Origin of the sequence: Kitasatospora sp. CB02891 (assembly GCF_002803145.1) — a bacterium.
GTDB classification, from domain to species: Bacteria; Actinomycetota; Actinomycetes; order Streptomycetales; family Streptomycetaceae; genus Kitasatospora; species Kitasatospora griseola.
Map to the genome: position 1 here is coordinate 1 of NZ_NNBO01000012.1, position 23,711 is coordinate 23,711.

A 23,711-nucleotide genomic window follows, 5' to 3' on the forward strand; every position below is an offset into this window, starting at 1 on the left:
CCGCTGGCGGCGGCGAGCGCGGGCAGGCTGGGCGTCGGGTAGGCGCCGAGGTCGACGTAGGGCGCGGCGGTGCCGGGCGTGGTGCCGGTCCCGGCGGTGGCGATCGCGGCGGCGGAGGCGGCGGACTCGTTGCCGGCGGCGTCGAAGGCGCTGACGGTGAAGGTGTGGCTGCTGCCCTGGAGCAGGCCGCGGACGGTCGCGCTGGTGCCGGTGACGGTGGCGACGACGGCGCTGCCCTCGCGCACGTGGTAGCCGGCCACGCCGACGTTGTCGGTGGAGGCGTTCCAGCCGAGGGTGATGCTGCCGGGCCCGGCGGCGGTGCTGCGCAGGTTACCGGGCACGGTCGGCGCGGCGTTGTCGGCGGGCGCGCCGGCGCACGGCTGGTTGTTGATGGTGCAGTTGGCGGGCGCGGTCTGGGTGGCGCCGCTGGTGACACCGAAGCCGACGGCGGGGGCGCTGGCCCCGGGGGCGAGCGGTGAGGCCCAGGTCGGCGAGGTCACCGTGTAGTGGGTGCCGGTGGAGGTGCTGGTGGAGGTGAGGGTGCCGTTCCACAGGCTGGAGACGGTCTCGCCGGTCGGCAGGTCGAAGGAGAGCGACCAGTTGTTGACGGTCGTGTTGGTGTAGTTGGTGACGGTGTAGCTGGCCTGGAAGCCGTTCGACCAGCTCTGGGTCACGGCGTAGTCGGCGACCAGTCCGGAGGCTCCGGCGGCGTTGGCCGTGCCTGCCGCGGTGGCGGCCAGCGGCGCGACGAGCAGGGCCGCGGTGGCGGCGAGAGACAGGGTGACGCGCCTCATGGGCGGGTTCTCCTCGACGGTGTGGGGGAGTGGGGTGGTGCGCTGGTGCTGGGGGCGGACTCAAGATGGTCCAGACCAATTGGGGCCGTCAAGGTGGAAACCTGCGGTTTTGCCCAGAATTGACGCTTCATCAAGACGCTGGCACGGCAGGTCGCTTCGGCCGAAAGGTGCCGGGCCGGACGGCGGCAGGCGGCGGCGGTCGCTTCAGGGCAGTCCCGGCTGATCGGCCTGCCGCGCGGGCAGGCCATCGCGCGGAGGGTCGCGGCGGCGGAAGGCCAGGGCGGGAGAAGGCCGTGGCGGGGGAGGGTCGCGCGACGGCAGAGCGAGGGGGTGGAAGGTCGTGATGACGGAAGGCGCGGCCCCCGAACTGTGGGGGATGGGGCCGCGCCACCCGCCCGACCCATGCGGGTCGGGCGTTCATGGGCCGTCAGGTCAGGCGGTGACGGCGGTGTTGCGCATCCGGCGGGCCAGCAGGACGCCCGAGGCGGTGGCGGCCAGCAGGCCGGCGCCGGCGACGCCGAGCAGCAGATTGTCGCTGCCGGACGGGTGGACGGACGCGGCGGTGTTGGTCGAGGTGGTGCCGGCGGCCGCCTCCTGGGCGGTCAGCGCGTCGCCGCCGTGGCCCGCGTGGGAGACGGAGGAGTACGCGGCGCCGGCGCTGATCTGCGCCTCGGTGGGCGCGGACGGGGTCTGGGCGGCGAGCGCGCCAGCCGTGGCGGTGGTGCCCGAGCCGAAGTCGACGTCGGAGCAGCCGAAGAACGCCTCCGGGCTGTCCGTGCGCTGCCACACCATGTAGACGATCTGGCGGCCGGTGCGCTGCGGCAGGTTGGCGGCGACGTTGTAGTAGCCGTTGTCCGAGGTGCGCGGGCTGGCGAAGGTGGCGATCGGGTTCGCCAGGTCCAGGTTCGACCACTTCAGCGGCTGGGTCGGGTTGTAGCTGCTGTTGGTGATGTACAGCGTCATGACGCCCTGGTGGGGCGCGGTGACGCGGAAGTTGAAGGTCTTCGCGCCGGCCGTCACCGAGGTGGCGGCCCAGTCGGTGCGGGCCCAGTCCAGGGCGCGGTACTTGTCGCGGTTCGCGGAGCAGAGGTGGCCGTCGGGGATGATCTGCCGGGCCTGCCCGTTGGCGTTGGCGATGTTGACCTCGTTCCAGTCGTACAGCGGCTGGGTGCCGCTGTCCGCGACGAGGTCCTTGCAGACCTGGGACTTGGGGGTCTCGGGGCCCTCCGCGTAGCAGGAGGCGATACGGCTGGCGGGGCCGAACATGGCGCCGTGGGCTCCGGCGGTGCCGGCGGCGAAGGTGGTGGCGACCAGGGCGCCCGCGCCCACCGCGGACGCGGTGAGCAGACGACGGGACCAGGACATGGTTCTCCTCGGAAAGGTGCCGGGTCGATGGTGGGGGAAAAGGGGCGGACGCATGCCCGCCCGACGCCCACGGGAGCGACCCGGGGGCGGCGCGGTGTGGACCCGGCACACCGCGATCGGACCGAAGGCTACGATTGGCCTATACCAATTGACAAGTGTCTGCCAGTTTCGACCGGAGCCCCGGTGGCGGCATTCGGCCACCCGCAACGCCCTTGGCACGTGCCCGACCTGGCGTTGTGTCAGAAGTCGCCGACCACGCTCTCGGCGAAAAGCACCAGCGGAATCGGCCTCCCACCAGCCCCGCAACCTACCGCCGCCGTACCCGCTCGGCTACGCCAGCCCGCTCGCGCGGCTACCTCCACCTGTCCGCCAGGGGTATGCGACTATTCCGGCGGATAAGAAGGTCATAAGCCGCCGATAACCATGGGGCAAGCCGCCGGAGCCCGGCCGACAGTCCGTCCGCAGTGACCCGCCGACGCCGCGTCAGCCTTCGAGGTCGGCCCAAGAGGCCAGCCTTCGAGCGCCGTCAGCGAGCCGAGCAGCCGCGCCGTGTCGAGTCCGGTCTCCAGGTACGCGACGAACAGTCCGTTGTTCAAGGCCCACGGCGAACGCCGGGCCCGCACTCGGCGGATCGCCTCGGCGGGGTGCGCGCCCAGTTCGACCAGCGCCTGTGCCACCACCAGCCCGGACCGGTTGTAGCCGGAGCGGCAGCGCACCAGCACCCTGCGTCCGGCCGCCACCGCATCCGCCGTGTGCGCGGCAGCGTCCTGGACGGCGGCCAACTGCTCGGCGTCCAGCGGGCCGTCCGGCACCTCGGCGACGAAGTGCTCGACGCCGGGCGCGGGGCCGTGGCCGGGGGCGGTGAACAGGCTGACCACCAGCTCGAATTCGCCGTCGACCCGGACCGGGTGGCGCTGCCCGGCCGGGTCGCGCCAGTGGTGGCCGCCCATCCAGAGCCCGGGTGCCACCTCGTTCCACGGCGTCTCCGGCTCCGGCGTGCCGTGGTCGCCCCTTCGGCGGGTCTTCATGTCACTGCCTCCTCGCCCGACAACGCGGAGACTCCGGCGACGGGTTCCCGAACCGCGAGTCCCGAAGTGCCGGGCCCGGGACAGGACTTCCGGGGGGGTGGGGGTGGGTTCGCCGGGCGTTCATGAGGGGAACAGGTGGTGGTGGGGCTTCGTTGGGGTGGGGTCGGGAGGTTGGTCGGCGCCGTGTCCACACCGATCCGAGGGACGGAAACCGTGACCGAACCGCGCGCCCCCAGGTGGCGTCGTCGCCTCTCCCTGCTGCTGGCCGCCATTGCTCTGCCGGCCGTCGGGACGGGAGTGCTGACCGCCTCGCCCGCCGCCGCTGCGCCGGCCGACGACATCCGCCTCAACGAGGTGGTGACGACCGGGTCGGTGAACGACTCGATCGAGCTGTACAACAAGGGCACGTCGACGATCGACGTGTCCGGGTGGATCCTCAAGGACGACAACGACAGCAGCAAGTACAAGATCGCGTCCGGCACCAGCCTGGCTCCGGGCGGCTTCAAGGCCTTCGACGTGCACGGCAGCTTCGGCCTGGGCTCCGCGGACAGCGCCCGGCTGTACCTGGCCGACGGTGTCACCCTGGTCGATTCGTTCAGCTGGACCTCGCACTCCAACCCGTCCTGGTCGCGCTGCGCCGACGGCACCGGCGGCTGGACCCAGGCCGCCACCCTGACGCTCGGCGCCGCCAACAACTGCGGCTCCGGCGGCGGCGGTTCCACGACCCCGGTGGCCTGGCCCGGCGGTTCGACGGTCGCCACCGCGGACGCCGCCAACGTGTTCGGCACCGACCTGTCCGGCCTGTACCAGGAGGGTGGGGTGATGTGGGGCGCGCAGAACTCCGGCAAGCTGTGGCGGCTGGTCCCGAACGGCTCCGGCGGCTGGACGCCCGACACCGCCAACGGCTGGGGCTCCGGCAAGGCGCTGCGCTTCCCGGGCGGCACCGGCACCCCCGACGACGAGGGCGTGACCCTGACCGGCGCCGGTTCGGCCGGCGGCGTGTACGTCTCCAGCGAGCGCAACGCCGACGCCTCGTCCACCAGCCGGCTGTCCGTGCTGCGCTACGACGTGTCCGGCACCGGCAGCACGCTGAGCGCCACCCGGGAGTGGAACCTCACCGCGGACCTGCCCGCCACCGGCGCCAACCTCGGCCTGGAGGGCATCACCTGGGTGCCCGACAGCTACCTGACCGGCGCCGGGTTCAAGGACGCCGCCACCGGCGCCGCCTACGACCCGAGCCGCTACGCCGCGCACACCGGCGGCGTGTTCTTCGTCGGCGTCGAGGGCTCCGGCACCGTCTACGGCTACGTGCTGCTGGAGGCCGGCGGGTTCACCAAGGTCGCCACCGTCAGCAGCGGGATGGCCGGCGTGATGGAACTCCAGTGGGAGCAGCAGGCCAACCGGCTCTGGGTGGTCTGTGACGACACCTGCTCCGGCCAGCACCGGACCTTCCAGGTGAACGCGAGCGGCGCGTTCGCCGTCACCGCCGTCTACAACCGCCCGTCCGGCATGCCGAACATCAACAACGAGGGCTTCACGCCGGCCGGCGCCGACGAGTGCGTGGGCGGCAGCAAGCCGGTCTACTGGTCGGACGACAGCAACACCGGCAGTCACGCCCTGCGCAAGGGCAGCATCAGCTGCTGACGAGGCGTCAACGGCAGTGCCACCCGGCCCCGGGCTCCGGCAGGAGTCCGGGGCCGGGTGGGCGTCAGGTGCGTCAGAGGCGGTCGGGCGCGTCAGAGGTCGTCGGGCGGCGGGGTTTCGGCGGCCGGGCCGAACTCGGCCAGGCCGGTGGTGGACCGGAGCCGGTAGCCGTCGGCCTCGCAGGTCAAGGTGAGTTCGGAGAGCCGGCCGTCGGCGTCGAGCAGCAGATCGGTCCCGCAGTCCGGTATTCGGTGCCGCGCCAGCCGTTCGCGGGCGGTGGCGTCGAACGCGTCGGCGACCGCCGTCAGCGGCAGCCGTCCGACCAGGTGGAAGCCCGTGCCGCTGCGCATCGTCCGGATCCTGGCCCGACCCCGGAAGGCTGCCGGGTCGCTCTGCAGCAGCGCCCGCGCCATCGCCCGGTGGTCGGCGAACAGCGGCTCCGGGGAGCGCGGCGACCGCACCCACGCCCGGTCGGAGACGCGGGTGTACGTGAAGTCCCGGGTCACCGTCAGATAGGCCTGCTGCTCAGCCCCTTGCTCACTTGACACCAGGCCGAGCGCGCCGGTCTGCAGGCCGTCCGCCACGTTGACCACGCCCAGCCGCCGGGCGGTGCGCGTGTCGTCCGTGAGCTGGACGGTGAGTACCGCCGAGAAGGGCTGCGGCGGGGCCTCGATCGCCGCCCGGAGCTGGGCCAGCTCCTGGGCGGGGTCGGCCGGTGCGAGCGCGGACGCGGTGGCCGGGCCCGGTGCGGCCGACCGGCCGGACGGCGCGGGCGGCGGCTTCGGCGCCGGGGCACTCCCCGAACATCCCGTCAGCGCGGCCGCCAGCACCACCGCGACCGCTCCACTCCGGCGAGTCCGCACGGATCCCACTCCCACCCCTACCCCTCGCTTGATCGATTTCCGCCACGTTGTCGCAGGTCACGGGCGGAGCGCAAGGGGTTTCGAGTTGCGAACGGGAGTCGGATCAGGCGGTGAAGCCGGCGTGCACGTGGTCGTGGTGGGTCGGGTCGCTGAAGAACTGGTTCGCCGTCCTCCCGCCCGCCAGCAGGCGCGGCCCGCCGACGTTGTACGAGCCGGCGGCCGCGGCGGCGCGCATGAATGAGTCGACCAGGTCGGTCGGGGTGGCCGGGTCCACCACCGGGTGGCCGTCGATCTGCCAGGTGTCGAAGGCCTTCCCCAGCGGGTGGTCGCTCGGCCGGTCGGTGCCGAACACCATGAGCGGATGTCCGGACCGCACCACGCTGACCTGGAAGCTGTACGGCCCGGCCAGCGTCAGCATCGCGTTCAGCACCGAGTCGTGGACCTGACCGCTGCGGAGGTCCGCGACGGCGGCCGGCGGCAGCACGATCCGGGGCTGGGCGAGCACCCGGGTCGCCGGGTCGGGGAGGGTGGCCGCCGCCGGACCGGGGTCCGCGGGGTGCAGGGCGGTGACGTTCCAGCGGGGATCGGCCTGCGACAGTCGCACGTCCACCGTGGTGCCCGCGGACTGCGGGGCGCCGTCCGGCCCGGCCAGCCACTGGCGGCACACCACCAGGACGCTCGCCGAGTCGCTCAGCAGCCCGCCGTACTGGGCGTAGACGACCTCCACCGCGGCCTGCGGGGCGTCCGCCAGCAGCGTCCCGCCCTGCGCGGCCAGCTCGGCCGGGAGCCCGAGCGCCGCCACCCGCTGCCCGGCCGCCGCCGCGCCCCGGCCGCCCGGCGGCCAGCTGCCGATCGCCTCCACCACCTGTACCGCACGGAGTTTGACGTCCGGCTGGAGCTCGCCCGGCCCGGGCTGCCAGGCGGACGGGGCGGGGAACGCGGAGCCGGTCGGCGACGGGGAGGACGAGGAGAAGTTCCGGGCGACCGGGTGGGACGCGGAACAGGCCGTCAGGGCGCAGCCGAGCCCGCCCAGCAGGGCGGCCCGGCGGGGGAGACCAGGTGTGCTCATCCGCCCACTATCGGCGGAGGCGTGGCGGGGCGGTGAGTTGACCCGCCGTCAGGTCGGCAGATGGTCGAGGCGTGCGGTCCGGGGCGCTCGCCGGCGGTGATCGGTGCGGGTGGCCGCGAGGCCTTTCCATATACCCCCCAGGGGTATATGGTTGCGGTCGTTGGAGGGGGAACGAAGCCCCGAGAACACAGGACCGAACCAGGGAGATGTCATGAACGACCACGCGGCCCACAGCCACGCCGCCCACACCGCACACGGCCACGCCGCCCACCAGCACGGCGGCGCCCAGGCCGGAGGCCTGTCGGTCTCCGAGAGCGGGTACACCCTCGAACTCGACGCGACGATCCTCGGCGCCGGCCCGCAGACGATCACCTTCCGGGTAACCGGCCCCGACGGGCGGCCGGTGACCGAGTTCGTGCCCGAGCACGAGAAGGAGCTGCACTTCATCGCCGTGCGGCGGGACACCTCCGGGTTCCAGCACGTGCACCCGGTGCGGGACGACAAGGGGGTCTGGAGCACCGAGCTGACCCTGACGCCGGGCGACTGGCGGTTCTTCACCGACATCCACCCGGCCGCCCACACCGGAACCCTGACCCTGGGCGCCGACGTCGCGGTGGCCGGCGCCTACGACCCGCGCCCGCTCCCGGAGTCCACCGGGGTCGCCCGGATCGGCGACTACGCGGTCACCCTGGACGGCGAGCTGCTGGCCGGCGAGGCGAGCGAACTGACCCTCACCGTCAACCGCGACGGACACCCCGTGACCGACCTGGAGCCCTACCTGGCCGCCTTCGGACACCTGGTGGCACTGCGCGTCGGCGACCTCGGCTACCTGCACGTGCACCCGGAGGGCGCCCCGGGCGACGGCGTCACCGCGCCCGGCCCCGAGATCTCGTTCATGGCCGTCGCCCCCTCGGCCGGCACGTACCGCCTGTACCTGGACTTCCAGCACGAGGGCACCGTGCGGACCGCCGAGTTCACGGTGCGCACGACCGCGAAGACGACCACCGCCGCGCCGGAGCACGCGGAGCACGAGCAGCACGGCCACCACGCGCACCACCAGGACCACAGCCACCACGCGCACCACGAGGACCACGGCCACCACTGAAAAGCGCGCACACCTCCGCCCGCTCCCAGGAAAGGAGTACAGGAATGCCCCGCCTCTCCGCCCTCACGCCCGACACGGCGGTCGGCGCCTCCCGCGACCTCCTCGCCGACCTGGTCTCCCGGCACGGCAGCATCGGCGGCATGGTCGCCACGATGGCCCACTCACCGGCCGTCCTGGGCGGATACCTCCAGCTCAGCCGGGCCATGGGCCGCGCCAAGCTCGACCGCAGGATCAGCGAACGCATCTCCGTCGCCCTCCAGGTGCAGCAAGGGTGCCGGCTCTGTCTCGACGCCCACGTCGACGCCGCCCGCGCGCTCGGAGTGGGCGAGGACGAGATCGAGCGGGCCCGCGAGGGCACCTCGGCCGATCCCGCGATCGCGGCGATCATCGCCCTCGCCCTCCGGATCCACCGCGAACCGACGTCGATCACCGACGACCAGGTCGCCGCGCTGCGCGCGCACGGCTTCAGCGACCGCGCGATCGCCGATGTCGTCGGCGTCGTCGCCCTGAACGTCCTCACCGGCGCTTTCAACCTCCTGGCCGGCCTCACGCCGGGAAACGAGGGCGACACCGGTGCGCAGTGAAGACACCCCTGCCTGTTGTATTCGCGGGGCACGGCCGCCACCCGCGGGGGCCGTGCCCGGCCGCATGGACCCGGAAGGAACCCGTCATGCGACTGTTCGCCATCCGTGACTACCGCCACCTGTTCGCCGCCCAGGTCATCGCCCTGTTCGGCACCGGACTGACCACGGTGGCCCTCGGCCTCCTCGCCTACGACCTCGCCGGACCCCGCGCCGGCACGGTCCTCGGCACCGCCCTGACCATCAAGATGGTCATGTACGTGGTCATCGCGCCGCTGGCCGCCGCGCACATCGACCGGCTCCCCAGACGAGCCCTGCTCGTCGCGCTCGACGTGATCCGCGGCTCGGTCGTCCTCCTGTTGCCGCTGGTCAGCGAGATCTGGCAGGTCTACGTCCTGATCGGGCTGCTCCAGGCCGGCTCCGCGGCGTTCACCCCGACCTTTCAGGCCGTCATCCCCGACATCGTCACCGACGACTCCGCCTACACGCGGGCGCTGTCCGCCTCGCAGGTCGCCTCCACCATGGAGAGCCTGCTCAGCCCGGTGCTGGCCGGCGTCGCGCTGGCGTTCCTGAGCTTCGACCGGCTGTTCCTCGGCACCTCCGTCGGGTTCCTGCTCTCCGCGCTGCTCGTCCTGTCGACCCGTGTGCCGAATGCTCGCCCGAGCGGTCACACCAAGGCCTGGGACAAGGCGGCGGCAGGCATCAGGACCTTCCTCACCACCCCGCGGCTGCGCGGCATCATGGCGCTGAACCTGACGGTCGCCGCCGCCGGCTCGATCGTCGTGGTGAACACCGTCAACTACGTCCGTGACGAACTCGGCGGCTCGCAGTCGGACGTCGCCTGGATGCTCGCCGCTTCCGGCACCGGAACGCTGCTGGCCGCGCTCCTGCTCCCGCGCGTCCTCGACCGGATCGCCGCCCGCACCGTCATGATCACCGGCGCCGCCGTCCTGGTGGCCGCGACCGCCGCCGCAGCGACCGTCGTCGCGGCCGGCCTCGCCGGCTGGACCGGCACCGCGGTCATCTGGACCGCGACCGGGGTCGGCATGGCGCTGATCATCACCCCGACCGGCAAGGTCCTGCGCGCCTCCGTCGGACGCAGCGCGATCCCCGAGGTGTTCGCGGCCCAGTTCTCGCTGTCGCACTTGGCCTGGCTGATCACCTACCCGATCGCAGGCCGGCTCGGCACGATCGCCGGTTTCCCGCTCACCTGGACCGTCCTGGCGGCCCTCGCCGCAGCAGGAGCCGCCGGCGCCCTCGCCCTGTGGCCGCGCAACGACGCGCAGGAGACCACGAGCACACCGCTGGCAGTCGCCCGGAACACGCCGAAGAACCTGGTCAAGGCCGCGTGACGAGCGGCCGCACCGACGAGAGGGGCCCGGACCGCACCCGCGGTCCGGGCCCCTCTCGTCGACGGGGCGTCAGGTGAACACGTAGACGAGAGACCCGGCGAGGACGAGAAGGAAGGCGGCGACGGCCGCGGTCCCCGGGCGGGACAGGGGACCGGGCGAGCGGTGCGGGGCGACGGCCCCGACCACCTGGCGGGCAGCGAGGGACAGTCCGAGGACGGTCAGGGCCGCTCCGGCGAGCGTGAGGAGCAGCGCCAAGGCGTGCCGGCCGACGGTGAGCCGATTGCACTCGCCGTCCGGGGTGCAGCGGACCTGGAGCACCGTCCCGTCGGCGTACACCTCGGGAGCGCCGGCGAATCGCCACGTTCCGGCGGTGACGCCGGAGCCGCCGGGCCGGCCGGTGCCGATGCAGTCGATGGTCCGACCGCGGTCGTGGTGGACGGTGCGACAGCGTGAGACGGTCATCGACAGCTCGGGGCTGTGGTGCTGCGCCCGCAGTTCGGTCAGGAAGAGCAGTCCGACGAGCAAGAAAGCCGCACCGATCACGGACAGGAACAGCAGGAGCGCGACGGAGACCCGGATCGGCGGTTTCCGTCCGATCCGGCGGTCGGCGTCGCGGGGCGGGGTCGCCCGGTACTTGGTCCGATCCGGGCAGTGGTTCGATCTCCTGCGCGGCTTCCTGGACATGACGAGCCTGGCCTTCCCCCGGATCCGGTCGTGCGGCGCACAACCTACTCCCGGTGCCGCGTCCCCAGACAGGGGGCACGCAGACGGGCCCGGACCGCCGCCGCGGTCCGGGCCCGTTCGATGGCAGGGCGTCAGATCAGGCCCTGGGCCAGCATCGCGTCGGCGACCAGCTCGAAGCCGGCGATGTTCGCGCCGACCACGTAGTTGCCGGGGCTGCCGTACTTCTCCGCCGTGGTGAAGCAGGAGTCGTGGATGTGCTTCATGATCTCGCCGAGTCGGTTCTCGGTGTGCTCGAAGGTCCACGAGTCGCGGGAGGCGTTCTGCTGCATCTCCAGCGCGGAGGTGGCGACACCGCCCGCGTTGGCGGCCTTGCCGGGCGCGAAGGCCACGCCGGCCTCCTGGAAGACCCGCACCGCCTCCGGGGTGGTGGGCATGTTGGCGCCCTCGGCGACGGCCTTCACGCCGCCGCGGACCAGCGCCAGCGCGTCCGCCTCGTGCAGCTCGTTCTGGGTGGCGCAGGGCAGCGCCACGTCGCACGGGACGCTCCAGACGCCGGCGCCCGCCACGTACTTGACGTGCGAGCCGCGCGCCTCGGCGTAGTCGGAGACCCGGCCGCGGCGGGTCTCCTTGATCTCCTTGAGCAGGGCCAGGTCGATGCCCTTCTCGTCGACCACGTAGCCGGTCGAGTCGGAGCAGGTGAGCACCGTCGCGCCCAGCTGCTGGGCCTTCTCGATCGCGTAGATCGCCACGTTGCCGGAGCCGGAGACCACCACGCGCTGCCCGTCCAGGCTCTCGCCGCGGGTGCGCAGCATCTCCTCGGTGAACATCACGCAGCCGTAGCCGGTGGCCTCGGTGCGGGCCTGCGCGCCGCCCCAGCCCAGGCCCTTTCCGGTGAGGACACCGGACTCGTAGCGGTTGGTGATGCGCTTGTACTGGCCGAACAGGTAGCCGATCTCGCGGCCACCGACACCGATGTCACCGGCCGGGACGTCGGTGTACTCGCCGAGGTGGCGGTGCAGCTCGGTCATGAACGACTGGCAGAAACGCATGATCTCGGCGTCCGAACGGCCCTTGGGGTCGAAGTCGGAGCCGCCCTTGCCGCCGCCGATCGGCATGCCGGTGAGGGCGTTCTTGAAGATCTGCTCGAAGCCGAGGAACTTGACGATTCCGAGGTTGACGGAGGGGTGGAACCGCAGTCCGCCCTTGTACGGGCCAAGGGCGCTGGAGAACTCCACCCGGAAACCCCGGTTGACGTGGATGTCGCCCTTGTCGTCGGACCACGGCACGCGGAAGATCAGCTGCCGCTCGGGCTCGCAGACCCGCTCGATGATCCGTGCGTCGACGAGTTCGGGACGCTGCAGCAGGACCGGGCCGAGCGTTTCGAGGACCTCGCGGACCGCCTGGTGGAACTCGTTCTCGCCCTGGTTCCGCCGCAGGACTTCCTGGTACAGCGGCTCGATCAGGCGGGCGCCGGCGTCGGTGGACGCGGCGGAGCTGTGGGTGGCCGGCATCAAGGCACAACCTTCCGTGAATCGGATGGTGCACGAGGGCGCCCCGTCCCGGGGACCGCCCTTGGTCCTCCTCGCCGTTGAGGATCGCCGCCGGCACGCCTGACACGCGCCGTGCGACGGGGTGGGACCTGTGGTCCACACCATTGTCCCAGTGCTGACCAGTATTCATCGACAGCGTGTCCAGCATGTGAACACCCGATCAGGTGATTTCGGCCGCTCGGCGGGCCCCGAGGGCCGAACTCAACGAATCGTGTGGGTTCGGTGACGGCCCGGTGCGCGGATTCGGCGCAGCAGGACGCGGACGTGCCGGTCGGCGAGGCGTGACGGAGACAGCGCCGCTCGACCGGGCAGCACGGGGCGGTCGTCCAGGGTGCCGAAGCAGCCGCCGGGGCCGTTCACCGATCAGTGCTCCGCCGATGCCGTGGCCCGCCGGGTTCCCTTCCCCTTCGTGTGCGTTCGGGGCAGGGGGCTCGGCGGGCCGGGGCGATGTGGTGTCACATGCGGGGCTGGATCCACCAGGCGGTGGTGGCCGGGGGGAGGGTGCCGGGCGGGCAGGGGGCGGAGGAGAGGAGGGGGGTGCCGGTGACGGGGGCGGGGGCGGGGGTGGTGCCGAAGTTGGTGGCGACCAGGAGGCCGTCGCCGCGGGTGAAGGCGAGGACGTTGGGCGGGGTCTCCAGCCAGCGGAGGGTGCCTTCGCCGAGTTGGGGGAGCAGGCGGCGCAGGTGGAGGGCCTCGCGGTACAGGTGGTAGGGGGAGGTGTGGTCGGTGAGGGCGCGCTCCGCGGTGTGGTCGGCGAAGGACGGGGGCTGCGGCAGCCAGCTGGGGGCGGAGTCGTCGGGGCTGAAGCCGAACGGGGCCTCGGTGCCGGACCAGGGCAGTGGGACGCGGCAGCCGTCGCGGATGCCCTTGCGGCTGCCGGTGCGGAAGAAGATCGGGTCGGTGATGACGTCGTCGGGCAGGTCGTCGACCTCCGGCAGGCCGAGCTCCTCGCCCTGGTACAGGTAGGCCGCGCCGGGCAGCGCCAGCATCAACAGCGCCGCGGCGCGCGCCCGTTCGGGGCTGCCGAAGCGGGTGGTGGTGCGGACCTGGTCGTGGTTGTTGAGCACCCAGGTGACGGTGGACCCGGTGGCGGTGATGTCGCGCACGGCCGCGTCGATCACCTGGTGGAAGTGCTCGCTGTCCCACGGTGCGTGCAGCAGGTGGAAGAAGAACGCCTGGTGGAGTTCGTCGGCCCGGACGTACTTGGCCTGTTCGGCGGGCGTCGGCACGGACGCCTCGCCGACCAGCAGCCGCTGCCGGCCGTCGAGTTGGGTGTACTCCTCGCAGATCGCCCGCCAGGCCCGCCAGATGTCGTGCACCTCGGGCTGGTTCCAGGCCAGTGGGTTGACCGAGTCGCGGGTGCGTTCGTCGGCCTCCGGGTCGGGGGAGTCGGGGAGTTCGGGGTGCTTGAAGAGGCCGGCGGCGACGTCGATGCGGAAGCCGTCCACGCCGCGGTCGAGCCAGAACCGCAGGACCTTCTCGAACTCGGCGGGGACTTCGGGGTTGCGCCAGTTCAGGTCGGGCTGCTCGGGGGTGAACATGTGCAGGTACCACTGGCCGGCGGTGCCGTCGGGTTCGGTGATCCGGCTCCACGCGGGGCCGCCGAACATCGCCCGCCAGTTGTTGGGCGGGAGTTCGCCGTCGGTGCCGCGGCCGTCCGCGAAGTGGAAGCGGGCCCGCTCGGTGCTGCCGGGGGCGGCGAGCAACGCGTCCTGGAACCACGGGTGTTCGGTGGAGCAGTGGTTGGGCACAGTGTCCAGCACCAGGCGCAGGCCGAGCTTGCGGCAGTCCTCGACCAGCAGGTCGAAGTCCTCCAGGGTGCCGAACATCGGGTCGACGCCCTTGTAGTCCGCCACGTCGTAGCCGTGGTCGTGCTGCGGCGACGGGTAGAACGGGTTCAGCCAGACCCCGTCCACGCCGAGGCGCTTGAGGTACGGCAGCCGGGCCCGCACGCCCGGCAGGTCGCCGATGCCGTCGCCGTTGGAGTCCTGGAAGCTGCGCACGTACACCTGGTAGATCACCGCGTCGCGCCACCACAGGGCGTCGGGCGCGCCCGACGCCGGTTGCTCGGCCGGGAGTTCGCGCTCCGCGGGGGCGGCGGCGGACGGGCCGGGGACCTGGGCGGGGCGTGGCGGGTCGCCGGGGACGACGGACGTGATCATGCGTCACCTTCACGGGAGCGCGCGAGGGAGGTCGCGCTGGCAGGTGTGGGAACCGGCTGACAGACCGTCAGTTCCCCAGGAATACCTGCATGTTAGGTATAGGCCAAAGTGTGTGTCCAGGAGACTGCCGGGACGGTTGTCACTTCCTGCGCCTCAGGGTGCCACCATCTGGACCGATCCCGCTGGGGTTTCGGACGAATAACCGGGCGCGCATCGGGGTAGGGCAACGCCCAGGAGCGCCGCCGGGCGCACAGCCGATCCGGTTCGACCGCCCGGCGCACCCCTCGAAGTTCAAGGAGGCACCGCGTGCGGCTACCCCTGCTCGCACTGCTCGCCATGGGCCCCGCGCACGGCTACCAGCTCCGCCGGGCCCTGGAGAGCACTTTCGGTCCGGCCTGCCCGCGCACCAACGACGGGCAGGTCTACATCACCCTGGGCCGGTTGGAGAAGTCCGGTCTGATCGAGGGTCGGGCCGTCGCCCAGGACGGCCGCCCCGCCAAGCGGGTGTTCGCGCTCACCGACGCCGGGCGGCGCGAGCTCGTCGACTGGTTCGCCCGGCCGTCCGAGGGCGCCAAGGTCCGCGAGGAGTTCTTCCTGAAGCTCGTGCTCGCCCCGCAGACCCGGCTCGCCGACCGGCGCACCCTGATCGACCTTCAGCGCTCGCACTGCCTGGCCACCCTGCGGGGCCTGCGCGCCAGCGCCGACCAGAACCGCGAACACGATCTGTCCCGGCTGCTGATCGAGGGCGCGGTGCTGCAACTGAAGGCCGAACTCGACTGGTTGGAGCGCTGCCAGCAGGAGTTCACGTAGCGGCGCCCGCGAGCCCGGCGGCCATGCCGGCCAGCATCCAGTCCAGGGCGCGCTGGAAGTGCCGTTCGCGCAGCAGCTGTTCGGAGTCCGTGGGACGTTCCGTCAGCGCGCCGGACTCGGCGATCGACGGAACCTGCAGCACCGCCTCGGTGATCTCCGCGATCAGGCCCTCCTCGGTGGTGCCGGCCGCTTTCGCCTTCTCGTTCCAGTTGACCTCGTTGGCGGTGAAGCCGTAGGCGTACTGGAAGATCGCCGACAGGGCCGACATCGCGTCGTCCTCCGACAGCGGCGAACTGCGCGCCACCTCCAGGGCCCGGGCGGAGAACCGGACCGAGTTCGGGCCGATGTTCAGGTAGTCGTTGTACATCCGCACCGCCCACGGGTGCGCCAGCATCGCCGCCCGCCAGCTGACCGCCAGCGCCCGCAGGCCGTCCTGCCAGTCCAGGCCGTCATCGGGGCGCGGGAGTTCCATCTCGCCCGACACCACGTCCAGCGCCAGCTCCAGCAGGTCGTCCTTGTCGGCGACGTACCAGTACAGCGACATCGGCGTGACGTCGAGCCGGGTCGCCAGCGCGCGCATCGAGAACTTCGCCTCGCCCTGCTCGTCCAGCAGCCGCACCGTCGCCGCCACGATCACCTCGCGGTCCAGCCCGCCCGCACCGCCGGCGCCCGTCGCGCGAGGGGCCCGGCGGCCCCGGGACGGCGGCGGGGTGAGCCAGACGCTCTTCTTGACCTGTGAGGCGCGCTTGACGGCCACGCTGCTCCTTCGCGTTCCGGGGGACGGGGCCCGATGGTGGCTCCACGGTACGCGCTCGGGCCCGCGCGAGGTGCGCGGGCCCGGGGTCGGTCGGTGCTACGAAGCCGCAGGTGAGGGTGCCGGCTCGGGGGCCTGGGCGGGGGCGGCGGGCTGCTGCGCGCGGTGCAGCAGCGCCGCCGAGACCAGGCCGCCGAGCAGGACGGCGGCCGCGCCGATCAGCTGACTGGACGTCAGCCCGTCGGCGAACGCCGTCCGGACCGCCTCGGCGACGCCCGCGTCGGGCGCGGCGGCCAGCGCCTCCGGCAGCGACTTCGCGGCCGAGGCGGGCACTCCGTCGGGCAGGCCCGCCGCGAAGCGCGAGCCGAGCACCGCGCCCAGGACGGCCACGCCGAGGCCGCCGCCGAACTCGGTGGCGGTGCCCTGCACGCCCGCTCCGGCACCCGCCCGCTCCGGCGGGATCGCCCCCATCAGGGCCGAGGCCATCGCCGGGTTGGCCACCGCGATGCCGGCGCCCATCAGCAGCAGACCCACCAGCAGGCCGCCGTAACCGTGCGCGGAGCCCGTCAGTGCGATCAGCGCGAGGCCGCCGGACAGCAGCGCCATGCCGCCGGCCACCGCCCCCGCGAAGCCGAGCTTCGGCAGCAGCCGGGCGCCGACGCCCGTCAGGTTGAGCACCACGATCATCAGCGCCAGCGGGGTCATCCGCAGGCCGGCCTCCAACGGGCGGTAGCCGAGCACGAGTTGCAGGTACTGGGTGAGCAGGAACAGCGAGCCCGCCATGCCGAAGGCGACCAGGACGCCGCCCGCGGCCGCGCCGTTGAACTGGCGGTTGCGGAAGAAGCCCATGTCCAGCATCGGCGTCGGGGTGTGCAGTTCCCAGGCCGCGAAACCGGCCAGCGCGGCCAGGCCGACCGCCGCGGACAGCAGCACCCTGCCCGAGCCCCAGCCGTCCACCGGGCCGGAGATGATCGCGAACACCACGCCGACCATGCCGATGGTGGACAGCACCGCGCCCGGGACGTCGGGCCGGCGGCCGGCCGGGTCGCGGCTCTCCGGCAGCAGGCGGACCACCGCGACCAGGCCGATCAGCGCCACCGGAATGTTGATCAGGAAGATCGAGCCCCACCAGTAGTGCGCCAGCAGCACGCCGCCGAGCAGCGGGCCGCCCGCGAAGCCCAGCGAGCTGACGGCCCCCCAGACGCCGATCGCCTTGGGCACCTCCGCCCCCTGGAAGACCTGCATCACCACGGCGAGCGTGGTGGTCATCAGCAGGGCGCCGCCGATGCCCATGCCGGCCCGGGCGGCGATCAGCTGACCGGTGGACTGGGCGAAGGCGGCCGCGGCGGAACCGGCGCCGAACAGGGCCAGTCCGGCCAGCAGGGCGCGCTTGCGCCCGTACCGGTCGGCGAGGCTGCCGGCCGTCAGCAGCAGGCCGGACTGCACCAGCGAGTAGGCGTTGATCATCCACTGGATGTCGGCCGTGCGCGCGCCCAACTCCTCGGTCAGCGACGGGATCGCGACGTTCAGCACGGTGTTGTCGAGCAGCACCACCAGGGTGGCCAGGCACACCACCGCCAGGATCACCCAGCGGCGCGGGTGCGGGGCGGTGGCAGGGACGGACGTTGGTGACAAGGGGACCCCCGGGAGCAGGCACGGACGAAGGCGCCCGGTGGTGGCCGGGCATGTGTTGTACACCGTAGAGGAAGTCTTCTACGGTGTACAACACATTTGCGCGACGGCGCTCGGGAGGGTTGACGGCTAACGCTATTAGCCTTAGCTTCGAAGGGTCGATTCGACGGAAGGGGCAGAGGTGGAACGCGAATTGATGCCGGCTCACCGGCCTGTGTCCGGGCCCGGGGCCGGGCTCGGGGCCGTGCTCGGGTGGGCGGCACTGGCCCTGTTCACGGCCGCGTTCGCGATCTTCGAGGCCGTGGCGCACGGCTGGTGGACCGCACTGGCGGGCGCCGCGCTGCTGGTCGTCCCGGGCCTGGTCGGCCGGGTTGGCCCGGTCGGCCCGCGGGCCGACCGGGCGGCGCACCGCGCACTGCCGCCGGTCGTCGTGCTGATCGCCTACAGCCTCTCGCCGCTGGAGCAGCCGTGGATCTTCACCGCCGCCCTCGGCCGGCTCACCGCCGTCGCGATCAGTTCGTGTGCCAGCGCTGGTCGGCGGCGTCGTTGCAGTACCACTGGATGATCGGGGTGCGGAGCGCGGCGCTGCCGCCCTGCACACTGACGCACAGGCCCGAGTTCACGTTCCTGAACCGCAGGTTCGTGCCGTCGGTCATGTAGTTGTCGATGTAGAAGGTCTGGTTCGCGCCGCCGTGGCACCCCCACTGGCCGAGCTGGGCGCCCGCCGCGGTGGTCCAGCCCGGGGCCTCCAGGCACAGGCCCCACTTGTTGACGATCTCGTAGGCGCCGCCGCCCGTGTTCTCGAACGTCCACTGCTGGTCGTTGTTGCCGTTGCAGTCCCACTGGAACACCGGGGTGCCGTTGCCGTTGCCGCCGCCGTCCACCGCCAGGCACCGGTTGGTGGCGTTGCTCTTCAGGTTCCCCTGGAAGTCGCTGGCGGCCGAGGCGGAACCGGTCGAGGTCAGCGAGAGCGCGACGGTCAGCGCCCCCGCGACGCCGGCGGCGGTGAACAGACGGCCGAGGCCGGTCCTGCGGGTCATGGATCCTCCCGAGTGGTGCAGTGTGGTGCGATGCCCGGCCAACCTAGGGCCGCCCGCCGTCCGGCCGGGTGCGGAACTGCCCGGTGAGCAGACCCGGACGGTGTCGAACTGCACACCGAGCGCATTGATCTTCCGCTCGTGGCGCGGATAGCCTGGGAGACGAATCGACTTCGGATGTCCCTCGGGGGGAGCGACATGCGCGACACACCCCTGCCGGACGGCCGAACCCTCCAACGCCTGCGCCGGGCCGACGACGTCCTGGACCTCCAGGCCGCCGGCCGCCGCGGCGGCACCGCCGCCGTCCTGCGCCGACTCGCCGCCCGCACCCGCGCCGCCGTGCTGCTGCTCCACCCCACCGGCGCCGACGCCTGCCCGCCGCCGACCCCCGTCGGCGTCGCCGAACGGGCACTGGCCCGCAGCGCCGTCGGCGAAGCCCGCACCCGCGCCGCCGGCTCCGCCGCCGTCGGCCGCTCCACCCTGACCTGCCTGGTCGTCACCCTGCCCGGCCGGCCCGGCACCCGCCCGCCCGTCCTCGCCGTCGTCGCCCCCAGGCCCGCCCCGCCCGACCTGCCGCTGCTGCTCGCCGACGCCGCCACCGTCCTCAGCCTCACCTGGGACGCCGAACAGGGCCGCCGCCAGGCCCACCGCGCACGGCTCGCCGACACCGGCGCCCGCGAAGCCGTCCTGCACCTGCTGATGGACGGTCAGGTCGCCGTCGCCCGCCGCCTCGCCCGCACCCTGCACGGCGAACTGCCCGACACCGTACGGATGTACGCCGTCGAAGGGCCCGCCGCCGCCCGTCGGGAAGCCGCCGACCGGTCCGCCACCGGCACCGCCTGGGTCGGCCGTGAACCCGGCGCCGCCGGCCGCACCCTCGTCCTGGAACCCGCCGTCGACACCCGCCCGCTCGCCGCCTGGCTGCACCACCCCGCCGTCGCCGACACCTGCCACGTCGGCATCAGCGACCCCCTGCCGCTGCGCGACACCGCCACCGCGCACCGCCAGGCCCTGCACGCCCTCACCGTCGCCCGTCGGCACCCCGAACGCCGCGCCGCCCACGCCCGGCCCGGCGGCCTCGCCCCCGTCCTCGGCCCGGCCGGCGCCGCATGGGCCACCGCCACCCTCGCCCCCCTGCGCGCCCACCGCGCCGCCCGGCCCCAGGACCCCGACGGCCCCGCCCTGCTCGCCACCGCCGCCGCCTGGCTCCACCACCCCGCCGACGCCGCCGTGCGCCTCGGCATCCACCGCAACACCCTGGCCGCCCGCCTCACCCACCTGCACCGCCTCCTCGGCCTCGACCCGCACCGCCTCGCCGACCGGGCGACCCTAGCCCTCGCCCTGGGAATTCACTCTGACGGATCGTCAACACCGGTTCCTGACACCGGGATCGATGCGCTGCTGGGCCAACCCCAGGTCGCCGACTGGGCCCGCGGCCGGCTCCACCCGCTGCACGCCGCCGACGCCCCGCCCGCCCTGGCCCACACCCTCGCCCGCTGGCTGAGCCACGACACCCGGATCGGCCCCACCGCACACGAGTTGGCGCTGTCGCCGTCGGCCGTCCGCAAACGCCTCGGCCGGATCGAGAGCCTGCTCGACTGCGCCCTGCTGCGCCCGCCGACCGCCGTCCACGAACTGTGGCTCGCGCACCGCGCCCTGGAACTGCTGCGCTGAGACCGCTCAGCGGCCGTCCGGTTCGAGCGCCGGTCCGAGCCAGGCCAGCATCTGCCGCAGCCGGAGCCGGCTCTTTCCGCCCAGCCCGGGACGGTCGATCATCTCGCGCAGCCAGGACGCCGCCTCCGGGCCGGCGTCGGCGGTCAGCAGGTCGTTCATGAGCTCCCACTCCTGGTCGCTCGGCAGCCAGAGCACGTCGAGGGCGTGGCGCCAGCACTCGAGTGCGGCCGCGCGCAGGCCGTAGGAGGCCAGGGCCCGGGCGAGGGCCCGGATGTGTGTGACGGAGAGATCCGTCCGGGCCTTGATGGTGGCGACCATCGCGGGGACGTAGTCCAGTCCCTCGGTCTCGACCAGGGCCCCGAGTGCGTAGGCGACCTGCTCGCCGGTCACCGCCGGGGCCGAGAGGAGCCGACGGGCGAGCGTGGCCATGAGCGGGGCGTGCGGGCCCGCTTCGGAGCCGATCGCCAGCAGCACTCCCGCCAGCCAGGCCGCGTCGTGGTCCGGCTGCTCCGCGAGGGCCTGTTCCACCACGCGGCCGAACTCGGCGGGGCGGGCCTTGAACAGGACGCCGGCGGCCTCCTTGTAGTACGACTCGCCCCAGAGCGGGGTCCGCAGCGCGAGGGTGGCCATGACGGCGGCCTCGGCGCTCGCGCCCGCATCGAGCAACTCGCGTGCGCACTGGGCGCGTTCGGCCGGAGTGAGCGCGCTGCCCCGGTCGAGGAGCGCCATGATGGCGGGAGCGGCGGCGCTGCCTTCGGCGGCCAGCCAGGCGGCCACCACCAGCGAGGAGTCCGCGGTGGGCCGGTCCGGCGCGGAGAGGACCTGCCGGGCCCACTCGACGGCCAGGCGGGTCTCGCCGGCCTCGGCGGCCGCCCGGGTGAGCCAGGCGGCGAGGTACGGCGGCCTGCCGGTGGCCGGGGTGGCGTTCTTCAGCGCGTCGAGCACGACCTCGGGCCGCTCCCTGCCGTGCACCCGCACCCAGATGTCCGCCGCGTTCTTCAGGTGGCGGGCCGTGCCCCGGCCGGTGCGCAGCGTCTGCTCGGCGATGCGGGCGGCCGCGGCGGGCTCCCCGGACTCCTCCAGCGTCCGCATCAACGCATCGCGGCCGACGTTGTCCGTGGCCGGCCGGAGGAGCACCGCCGCCGCCAGTTCGTCGGTGCACGCCCCCTGCGAGGCCTTGAGCCACGCCCGGGCCGCCCGTTGCAGGTCGCCCGAGCGGGCCGAGCGGTCGGCGAGGACCTCCCGGGCGAGTTGCTGCACCTGGTCCGGCCTGCCGAGCACCTCCAGGGTCTCGGCGGCGATCGCCGTCTCCCAGGTGTCGGCCCGGAGCCCTTCCCGGATCGAGCGGGTGCGCGCCAGGACCGCCTGCTGCGCGGTGACGCCGAGGCCGAGCGAGATCCGGGCCGCGGCCGGCAGTTCGTCGTCGCTGTCGGGCAGGATGTCGGCGAGCAGCGCCTCCGCCTCGGACGGCGCGCACACCCGGCTCAACGCATCGAGCGCGCCGAGCCGTTGGGTCACCGAGAGGATCCTGCTCGCCGCCAGGGCGCGCAGCCGGTCGGCGGTCCCCGGCCGGTCCGCCAGCGCGGACAGCGTGGCGAACGGCTCGCGCAGGTCCGGTCCCTCCAAGGTGTTGCGGACGCTGTCCTGGAGCCGCTGCAGGATCTCCGACCACTTCCGCTCGCCCACCGCGACACCCTCGGCGACCAGCAGGCCGGCCAGGTTCACGGGGTCCCCGCTGTCGCTGGTCCGGCGCAGCAGGTGATCGACGATCAGGTCGGCGTCGCAGTCCGCCCGCTGCGCCCACAGGCAGAAGGTGAACAGCGCCAGGGTGTGCTCGGCCTCGCCCATGCCTTTCGCCGCCCAGCCGTCCAACTCGGGGAAACCGGGCGGAATCTGCTCGGCGTAGGACCGGGCGGCCAGGAACTCGGCGAACGAGTGGTGCAGGAAGCGCAGGTCGTCGCCCTGCGGGACGAGCAGGCCGGTGCCGAGCAGCAGGTGCCGGAGTTCCGCCTCCCAGCGCCCGGTCAGCGTCAGTCCGGCCGGTCGGTGGTCGTGGACCCACCGGCGGGCCGCCGCCGTCAGCGACCCGTCGCTCTCGATCCGGTGCCGGGCCAGCGACTCGACCAGCTGCTGACGGACCTGGCCGACCCAGCCGGCGAGTTCGTCGTCCCGTCGCTCCCGGCCCGCGCTGCGACTCATCAGGTGGTCGTGGAACAGCTGGTAGAGACTCAACCGGTTGGCCGGCAGCGGCCGGTGGGGATCGACAGTCGCGCTGACCGCCGCGATGGTCGCCAGCAGCGGGTTCTGCACCAGCTCGCTCAGCCGGCCGTCCTCGGTCTCCTGGAGGAAGCGCACCGCCGCGGCCTCCGTCTCCTCCGGGCCGTTGCCCTGGGCGCGGAACCACTGGGTGGCGAAGTTGCGCAGTTCCGCCCGGCTGAACGGCTCCATCCGGTACGAGCTGAACGCGGCGCCGCGCAGCGGGGTGAGTTCGATCTCCGGCAGCGGGCGGGTGGTCACCAGGAAGCGGTACGCCCCGTCGGACCGGGCGTGCTGGGCGATCACCCGGATGAGCTGGGCCCGGGCCTGCCGGTCGGTGATCTCGTCGAGCCCGTCGACCATCACCAGCCACTGGGCTCCCTGGACCCGGCCGGTGAACAGCCCGGGATCGGCCTCGGCCACCAGGCTGTGCCCCATGCTGTCCCGGGCCGCGTGGCACAGGGCGGCGCTCCACGACCCGGAGTGCTCGACCAGGGCGCGGGCGGCGATCCGCAGCGGCACCAGCGGCTCGGTGGCCGGCGCGGCCAGACTGCTCTCCTGCCGGAGCCAGACCCGGGCCAGCAGCCAGGTGACGTGGTTGGTCAGGGTGGACTTGCCGGAGCCGGGCTCGCCCGTGACGAGGAGGTGCCCGGGCCGTTCGAAGATCTCGCTCAGCGGCAGCACGGTGTCCCGGTCAGCCGAGGAGGCGTGCGCGTGCGAGCTCTCCGGGCCGGACGAGGGCGTGCCGTGCACGTCGGGACCGCCGCTCTCGCGGGACGGCGGCAGCGCCGCCCGCATCTGCTGCCGCACGTAGATCGCGGACAGCGGCGGCTCCTTGACGTCGAGCACGTCGTACGGGAGGCGGTCGGCCGAACGGGACTGCGCCTCCAGCAGGTTGCGCAGCGCGAGTGCGGGCAGCGGGAGTTCGGCCCAGGACGTCAGCCGCGGACGGGTGGACTGCTGCTCGGCGGCGGTGGCGCGGTCCCGGGCGTCCTTCGCGCGGGTCCAGATCGGGACGACCTCGGCCGGGTCCCGGCCGAGCGCCGTGGCGAGGGCCTTGGTGAATTCGAGCGTGAGCAGCCGGGAGGCGTTGTGGACGCCGTACACCGCCGCCTTTCCGGCGAAGCCGGTCCGGATGAAGGCGTTCGGGGTGCCGTAGCCGGCGCTCACCAGTGCCTGCCGGAACCAGGAGGCCAGCTCCAGCAGCTCCGGATAGTGCTCCTGCTCGTCCTTGGGCGGACGGCCCGCCGGCATGGGCTCCCCACTCGGTCGTCGGCCCCGGATTTCCCCGAGTTTCCGTAGCCTAGTGGGAAATTGACGCCCCGCAAGAGCCTGGAACCCGGCCGTCCGG

At 73.3% G+C, this 23,711-nt stretch carries 19 protein-coding genes; 7 read left to right on the forward strand and 12 right to left on the reverse strand.

From position 1 onward, the window contains the following. The 3 genes from CG736_RS24500 to CG736_RS24510 all read right to left on the reverse strand — a co-directional run. Window positions 1–794, reverse strand: a 794-nt coding sequence (locus CG736_RS24500) for a cellulose binding domain-containing protein (protein WP_198520597.1), incomplete at its 3' end; no start/stop codon positions are given. 432 nt (window positions 795–1,226) lie between these two features. Beyond that, complete coding sequence (locus CG736_RS24505) at window positions 1,227–2,159, reverse strand: lytic polysaccharide monooxygenase (RefSeq protein ID WP_100588345.1); 933 nt, start codon at window positions 2,157–2,159, stop codon at window positions 1,227–1,229. A 404-nt stretch (window positions 2,160–2,563) separates the two neighbouring features. Next, window positions 2,564–3,187 (reverse strand): protein-tyrosine phosphatase family protein, encoded by a 624-nt coding sequence (locus CG736_RS24510; RefSeq protein ID WP_157815710.1) that lies wholly within the window; start codon window positions 3,185–3,187, stop codon window positions 2,564–2,566. A gap of 213 nt (window positions 3,188–3,400) precedes the next feature. Here CG736_RS24510 and CG736_RS24515 point away from each other — a divergent pair, with 213 nt between their 5' ends. After that, window positions 3,401–4,831 carry a lamin tail domain-containing protein gene (locus tag CG736_RS24515; RefSeq protein ID WP_100588346.1) on the forward strand — a complete coding sequence of 477 codons (1,431 nt, stop codon included), beginning with the start codon at window positions 3,401–3,403 and terminating at the stop codon, window positions 4,829–4,831. A gap of 92 nt (window positions 4,832–4,923) precedes the next feature. On the opposite strand, the gene CG736_RS24520 is transcribed toward CG736_RS24515, so the two are convergent. Then, a complete protein-coding gene (locus CG736_RS24520; protein ID WP_157815711.1) occupies window positions 4,924–5,694 on the reverse strand; it encodes a hypothetical protein in 771 nt (256 codons plus the stop codon). 103 nt (window positions 5,695–5,797) lie between these two features. Then, entirely contained in the window at window positions 5,798–6,763 is a 966-nt protein-coding gene (locus CG736_RS24525) for a hypothetical protein (protein WP_232734149.1), read from the reverse strand. A 211-nt stretch (window positions 6,764–6,974) separates the two neighbouring features. On the opposite strand from CG736_RS24525, the gene CG736_RS24530 reads away from it, so the two are divergent. The 3 genes from CG736_RS24530 to CG736_RS24540 all read left to right on the forward strand — a co-directional run bounded on the left by CG736_RS24530 (window position 6,975) and on the right by CG736_RS24540 (window position 9,801). After that, a complete protein-coding gene (locus CG736_RS24530) occupies window positions 6,975–7,868 on the forward strand; it encodes a hypothetical protein (protein ID WP_100588348.1) in 894 nt (297 codons plus the stop codon). 44 nt (window positions 7,869–7,912) lie between these two features. Continuing rightward, window positions 7,913–8,452, forward strand: a complete 540-nt coding sequence (locus tag CG736_RS24535) for a carboxymuconolactone decarboxylase family protein (RefSeq protein ID WP_100588349.1) — start codon at window positions 7,913–7,915, stop codon at window positions 8,450–8,452. Between the two features lie 86 nt (window positions 8,453–8,538). Then, window positions 8,539–9,801 carry an MFS transporter gene (locus CG736_RS24540; protein ID WP_100588350.1) on the forward strand — a complete coding sequence of 421 codons (1,263 nt, stop codon included), beginning with the start codon at window positions 8,539–8,541 and terminating at the stop codon, window positions 9,799–9,801. Between the two features lie 69 nt (window positions 9,802–9,870). On the opposite strand, the gene CG736_RS24545 is transcribed toward CG736_RS24540, so the two are convergent. The 3 genes from CG736_RS24545 to CG736_RS24555 form a co-directional block, all read right to left on the reverse strand. Then, entirely contained in the window at window positions 9,871–10,485 is a 615-nt protein-coding gene (locus CG736_RS24545; protein ID WP_100588351.1) for a hypothetical protein, read from the reverse strand. A gap of 131 nt (window positions 10,486–10,616) precedes the next feature. Continuing rightward, window positions 10,617–11,996: an NADP-specific glutamate dehydrogenase gene (gene gdhA, locus CG736_RS24550; protein WP_100588352.1), complete on the reverse strand. Its 1,380-nt coding sequence runs from the start codon at window positions 11,994–11,996 to the stop codon at window positions 10,617–10,619. A gap of 494 nt (window positions 11,997–12,490) precedes the next feature. Beyond that, the gene (locus CG736_RS24555; RefSeq protein WP_100588353.1) at window positions 12,491–14,197 is read right to left on the reverse strand and encodes a glycoside hydrolase family 13 protein; all 1,707 of its coding nucleotides are present in this window, start codon (window positions 14,195–14,197) and stop codon (window positions 12,491–12,493) included. A 306-nt stretch (window positions 14,198–14,503) separates the two neighbouring features. On the opposite strand from CG736_RS24555, the gene CG736_RS24560 reads away from it, so the two are divergent. Then, window positions 14,504–15,007, forward strand: coding sequence for a PadR family transcriptional regulator (locus tag CG736_RS24560; RefSeq protein WP_100588354.1), 504 nt, complete (start codon window positions 14,504–14,506; stop codon window positions 15,005–15,007). Here CG736_RS24560 and CG736_RS24565 read toward each other — a convergent pair. Together CG736_RS24565 and CG736_RS24570 are read right to left on the reverse strand one after the other, a co-directional pair. Next, on the reverse strand, window positions 15,000–15,764 hold the full coding sequence (locus tag CG736_RS24565) for a TetR/AcrR family transcriptional regulator (RefSeq protein WP_100588355.1): 765 nt from the start codon (window positions 15,762–15,764) through the stop codon (window positions 15,000–15,002). The genes CG736_RS24560 and CG736_RS24565 overlap by 8 nt on opposite strands. 96 nt (window positions 15,765–15,860) lie before the next feature. Further along, entirely contained in the window at window positions 15,861–17,396 is a 1,536-nt protein-coding gene (locus CG736_RS24570; protein ID WP_232734150.1) for an MFS transporter, read from the reverse strand. A gap of 241 nt (window positions 17,397–17,637) precedes the next feature. Here CG736_RS24570 and CG736_RS24575 point away from each other — a divergent pair, with 241 nt between their 5' ends. Next, window positions 17,638–17,958: a hypothetical protein gene (locus CG736_RS24575; RefSeq protein ID WP_157815712.1), complete on the forward strand. Its 321-nt coding sequence runs from the start codon at window positions 17,638–17,640 to the stop codon at window positions 17,956–17,958. Here CG736_RS24575 and CG736_RS24580 read toward each other — a convergent pair. Beyond that, window positions 17,906–18,433: an RICIN domain-containing protein gene (locus CG736_RS24580; protein WP_100588358.1), complete on the reverse strand. Its 528-nt coding sequence runs from the start codon at window positions 18,431–18,433 to the stop codon at window positions 17,906–17,908. The two genes, CG736_RS24575 and CG736_RS24580, sit on opposite strands and share 53 nt — an antisense overlap. 195 nt (window positions 18,434–18,628) lie before the next feature. Here CG736_RS24580 and CG736_RS24585 point away from each other — a divergent pair, with 195 nt between their 5' ends. After that, complete coding sequence (locus CG736_RS24585) at window positions 18,629–20,104, forward strand: helix-turn-helix domain-containing protein (RefSeq protein ID WP_100588359.1); 1,476 nt, start codon at window positions 18,629–18,631, stop codon at window positions 20,102–20,104. A 6-nt stretch (window positions 20,105–20,110) separates the two neighbouring features. Here CG736_RS24585 and CG736_RS24590 read toward each other — a convergent pair whose 3' ends face one another. Next, complete coding sequence (locus CG736_RS24590) at window positions 20,111–23,614, reverse strand: hypothetical protein (RefSeq protein WP_100588360.1); 3,504 nt, start codon at window positions 23,612–23,614, stop codon at window positions 20,111–20,113. Window positions 23,615–23,711: the final 97 nt, after the last annotated feature.

Bases quoted from the DNA above. Each gene is read 5' to 3' on its own strand.
- CG736_RS24580 (WP_100588358.1), bottom strand. From the start codon at position 18,433: ATGACCCGCAGGACCGGCCTCGGCCGTCTGTTCACCGCCGCCGGCGTC.
- CG736_RS24510 (WP_157815710.1), bottom strand. From the start codon at position 3,187: ATGAAGACCCGCCGAAGGGGCGACCACGGCACGCCGGAGCCGGAGACG.
- CG736_RS24540 (WP_100588350.1), top strand. From the start codon at position 8,539: ATGCGACTGTTCGCCATCCGTGACTACCGCCACCTGTTCGCCGCCCAG.
- CG736_RS24525 (WP_232734149.1), bottom strand. From the start codon at position 6,763: ATGAGCACACCTGGTCTCCCCCGCCGGGCCGCCCTGCTGGGCGGGCTC.
- CG736_RS24505 (WP_100588345.1), bottom strand. From the start codon at position 2,159: ATGTCCTGGTCCCGTCGTCTGCTCACCGCGTCCGCGGTGGGCGCGGGC.
- CG736_RS24555 (WP_100588353.1), bottom strand. From the start codon at position 14,197: ATGATCACGTCCGTCGTCCCCGGCGACCCGCCACGCCCCGCCCAGGTC.
- CG736_RS24535 (WP_100588349.1), top strand. From the start codon at position 7,913: ATGCCCCGCCTCTCCGCCCTCACGCCCGACACGGCGGTCGGCGCCTCC.
- CG736_RS24530 (WP_100588348.1), top strand. From the start codon at position 6,975: ATGAACGACCACGCGGCCCACAGCCACGCCGCCCACACCGCACACGGC.
- CG736_RS24585 (WP_100588359.1), top strand. From the start codon at position 18,629: ATGCGCGACACACCCCTGCCGGACGGCCGAACCCTCCAACGCCTGCGC.
- gdhA (WP_100588352.1), bottom strand. From the start codon at position 11,996: ATGCCGGCCACCCACAGCTCCGCCGCGTCCACCGACGCCGGCGCCCGC.
- CG736_RS24590 (WP_100588360.1), bottom strand. From the start codon at position 23,614: ATGCCGGCGGGCCGTCCGCCCAAGGACGAGCAGGAGCACTATCCGGAG.
- CG736_RS24545 (WP_100588351.1), bottom strand. From the start codon at position 10,485: ATGTCCAGGAAGCCGCGCAGGAGATCGAACCACTGCCCGGATCGGACC.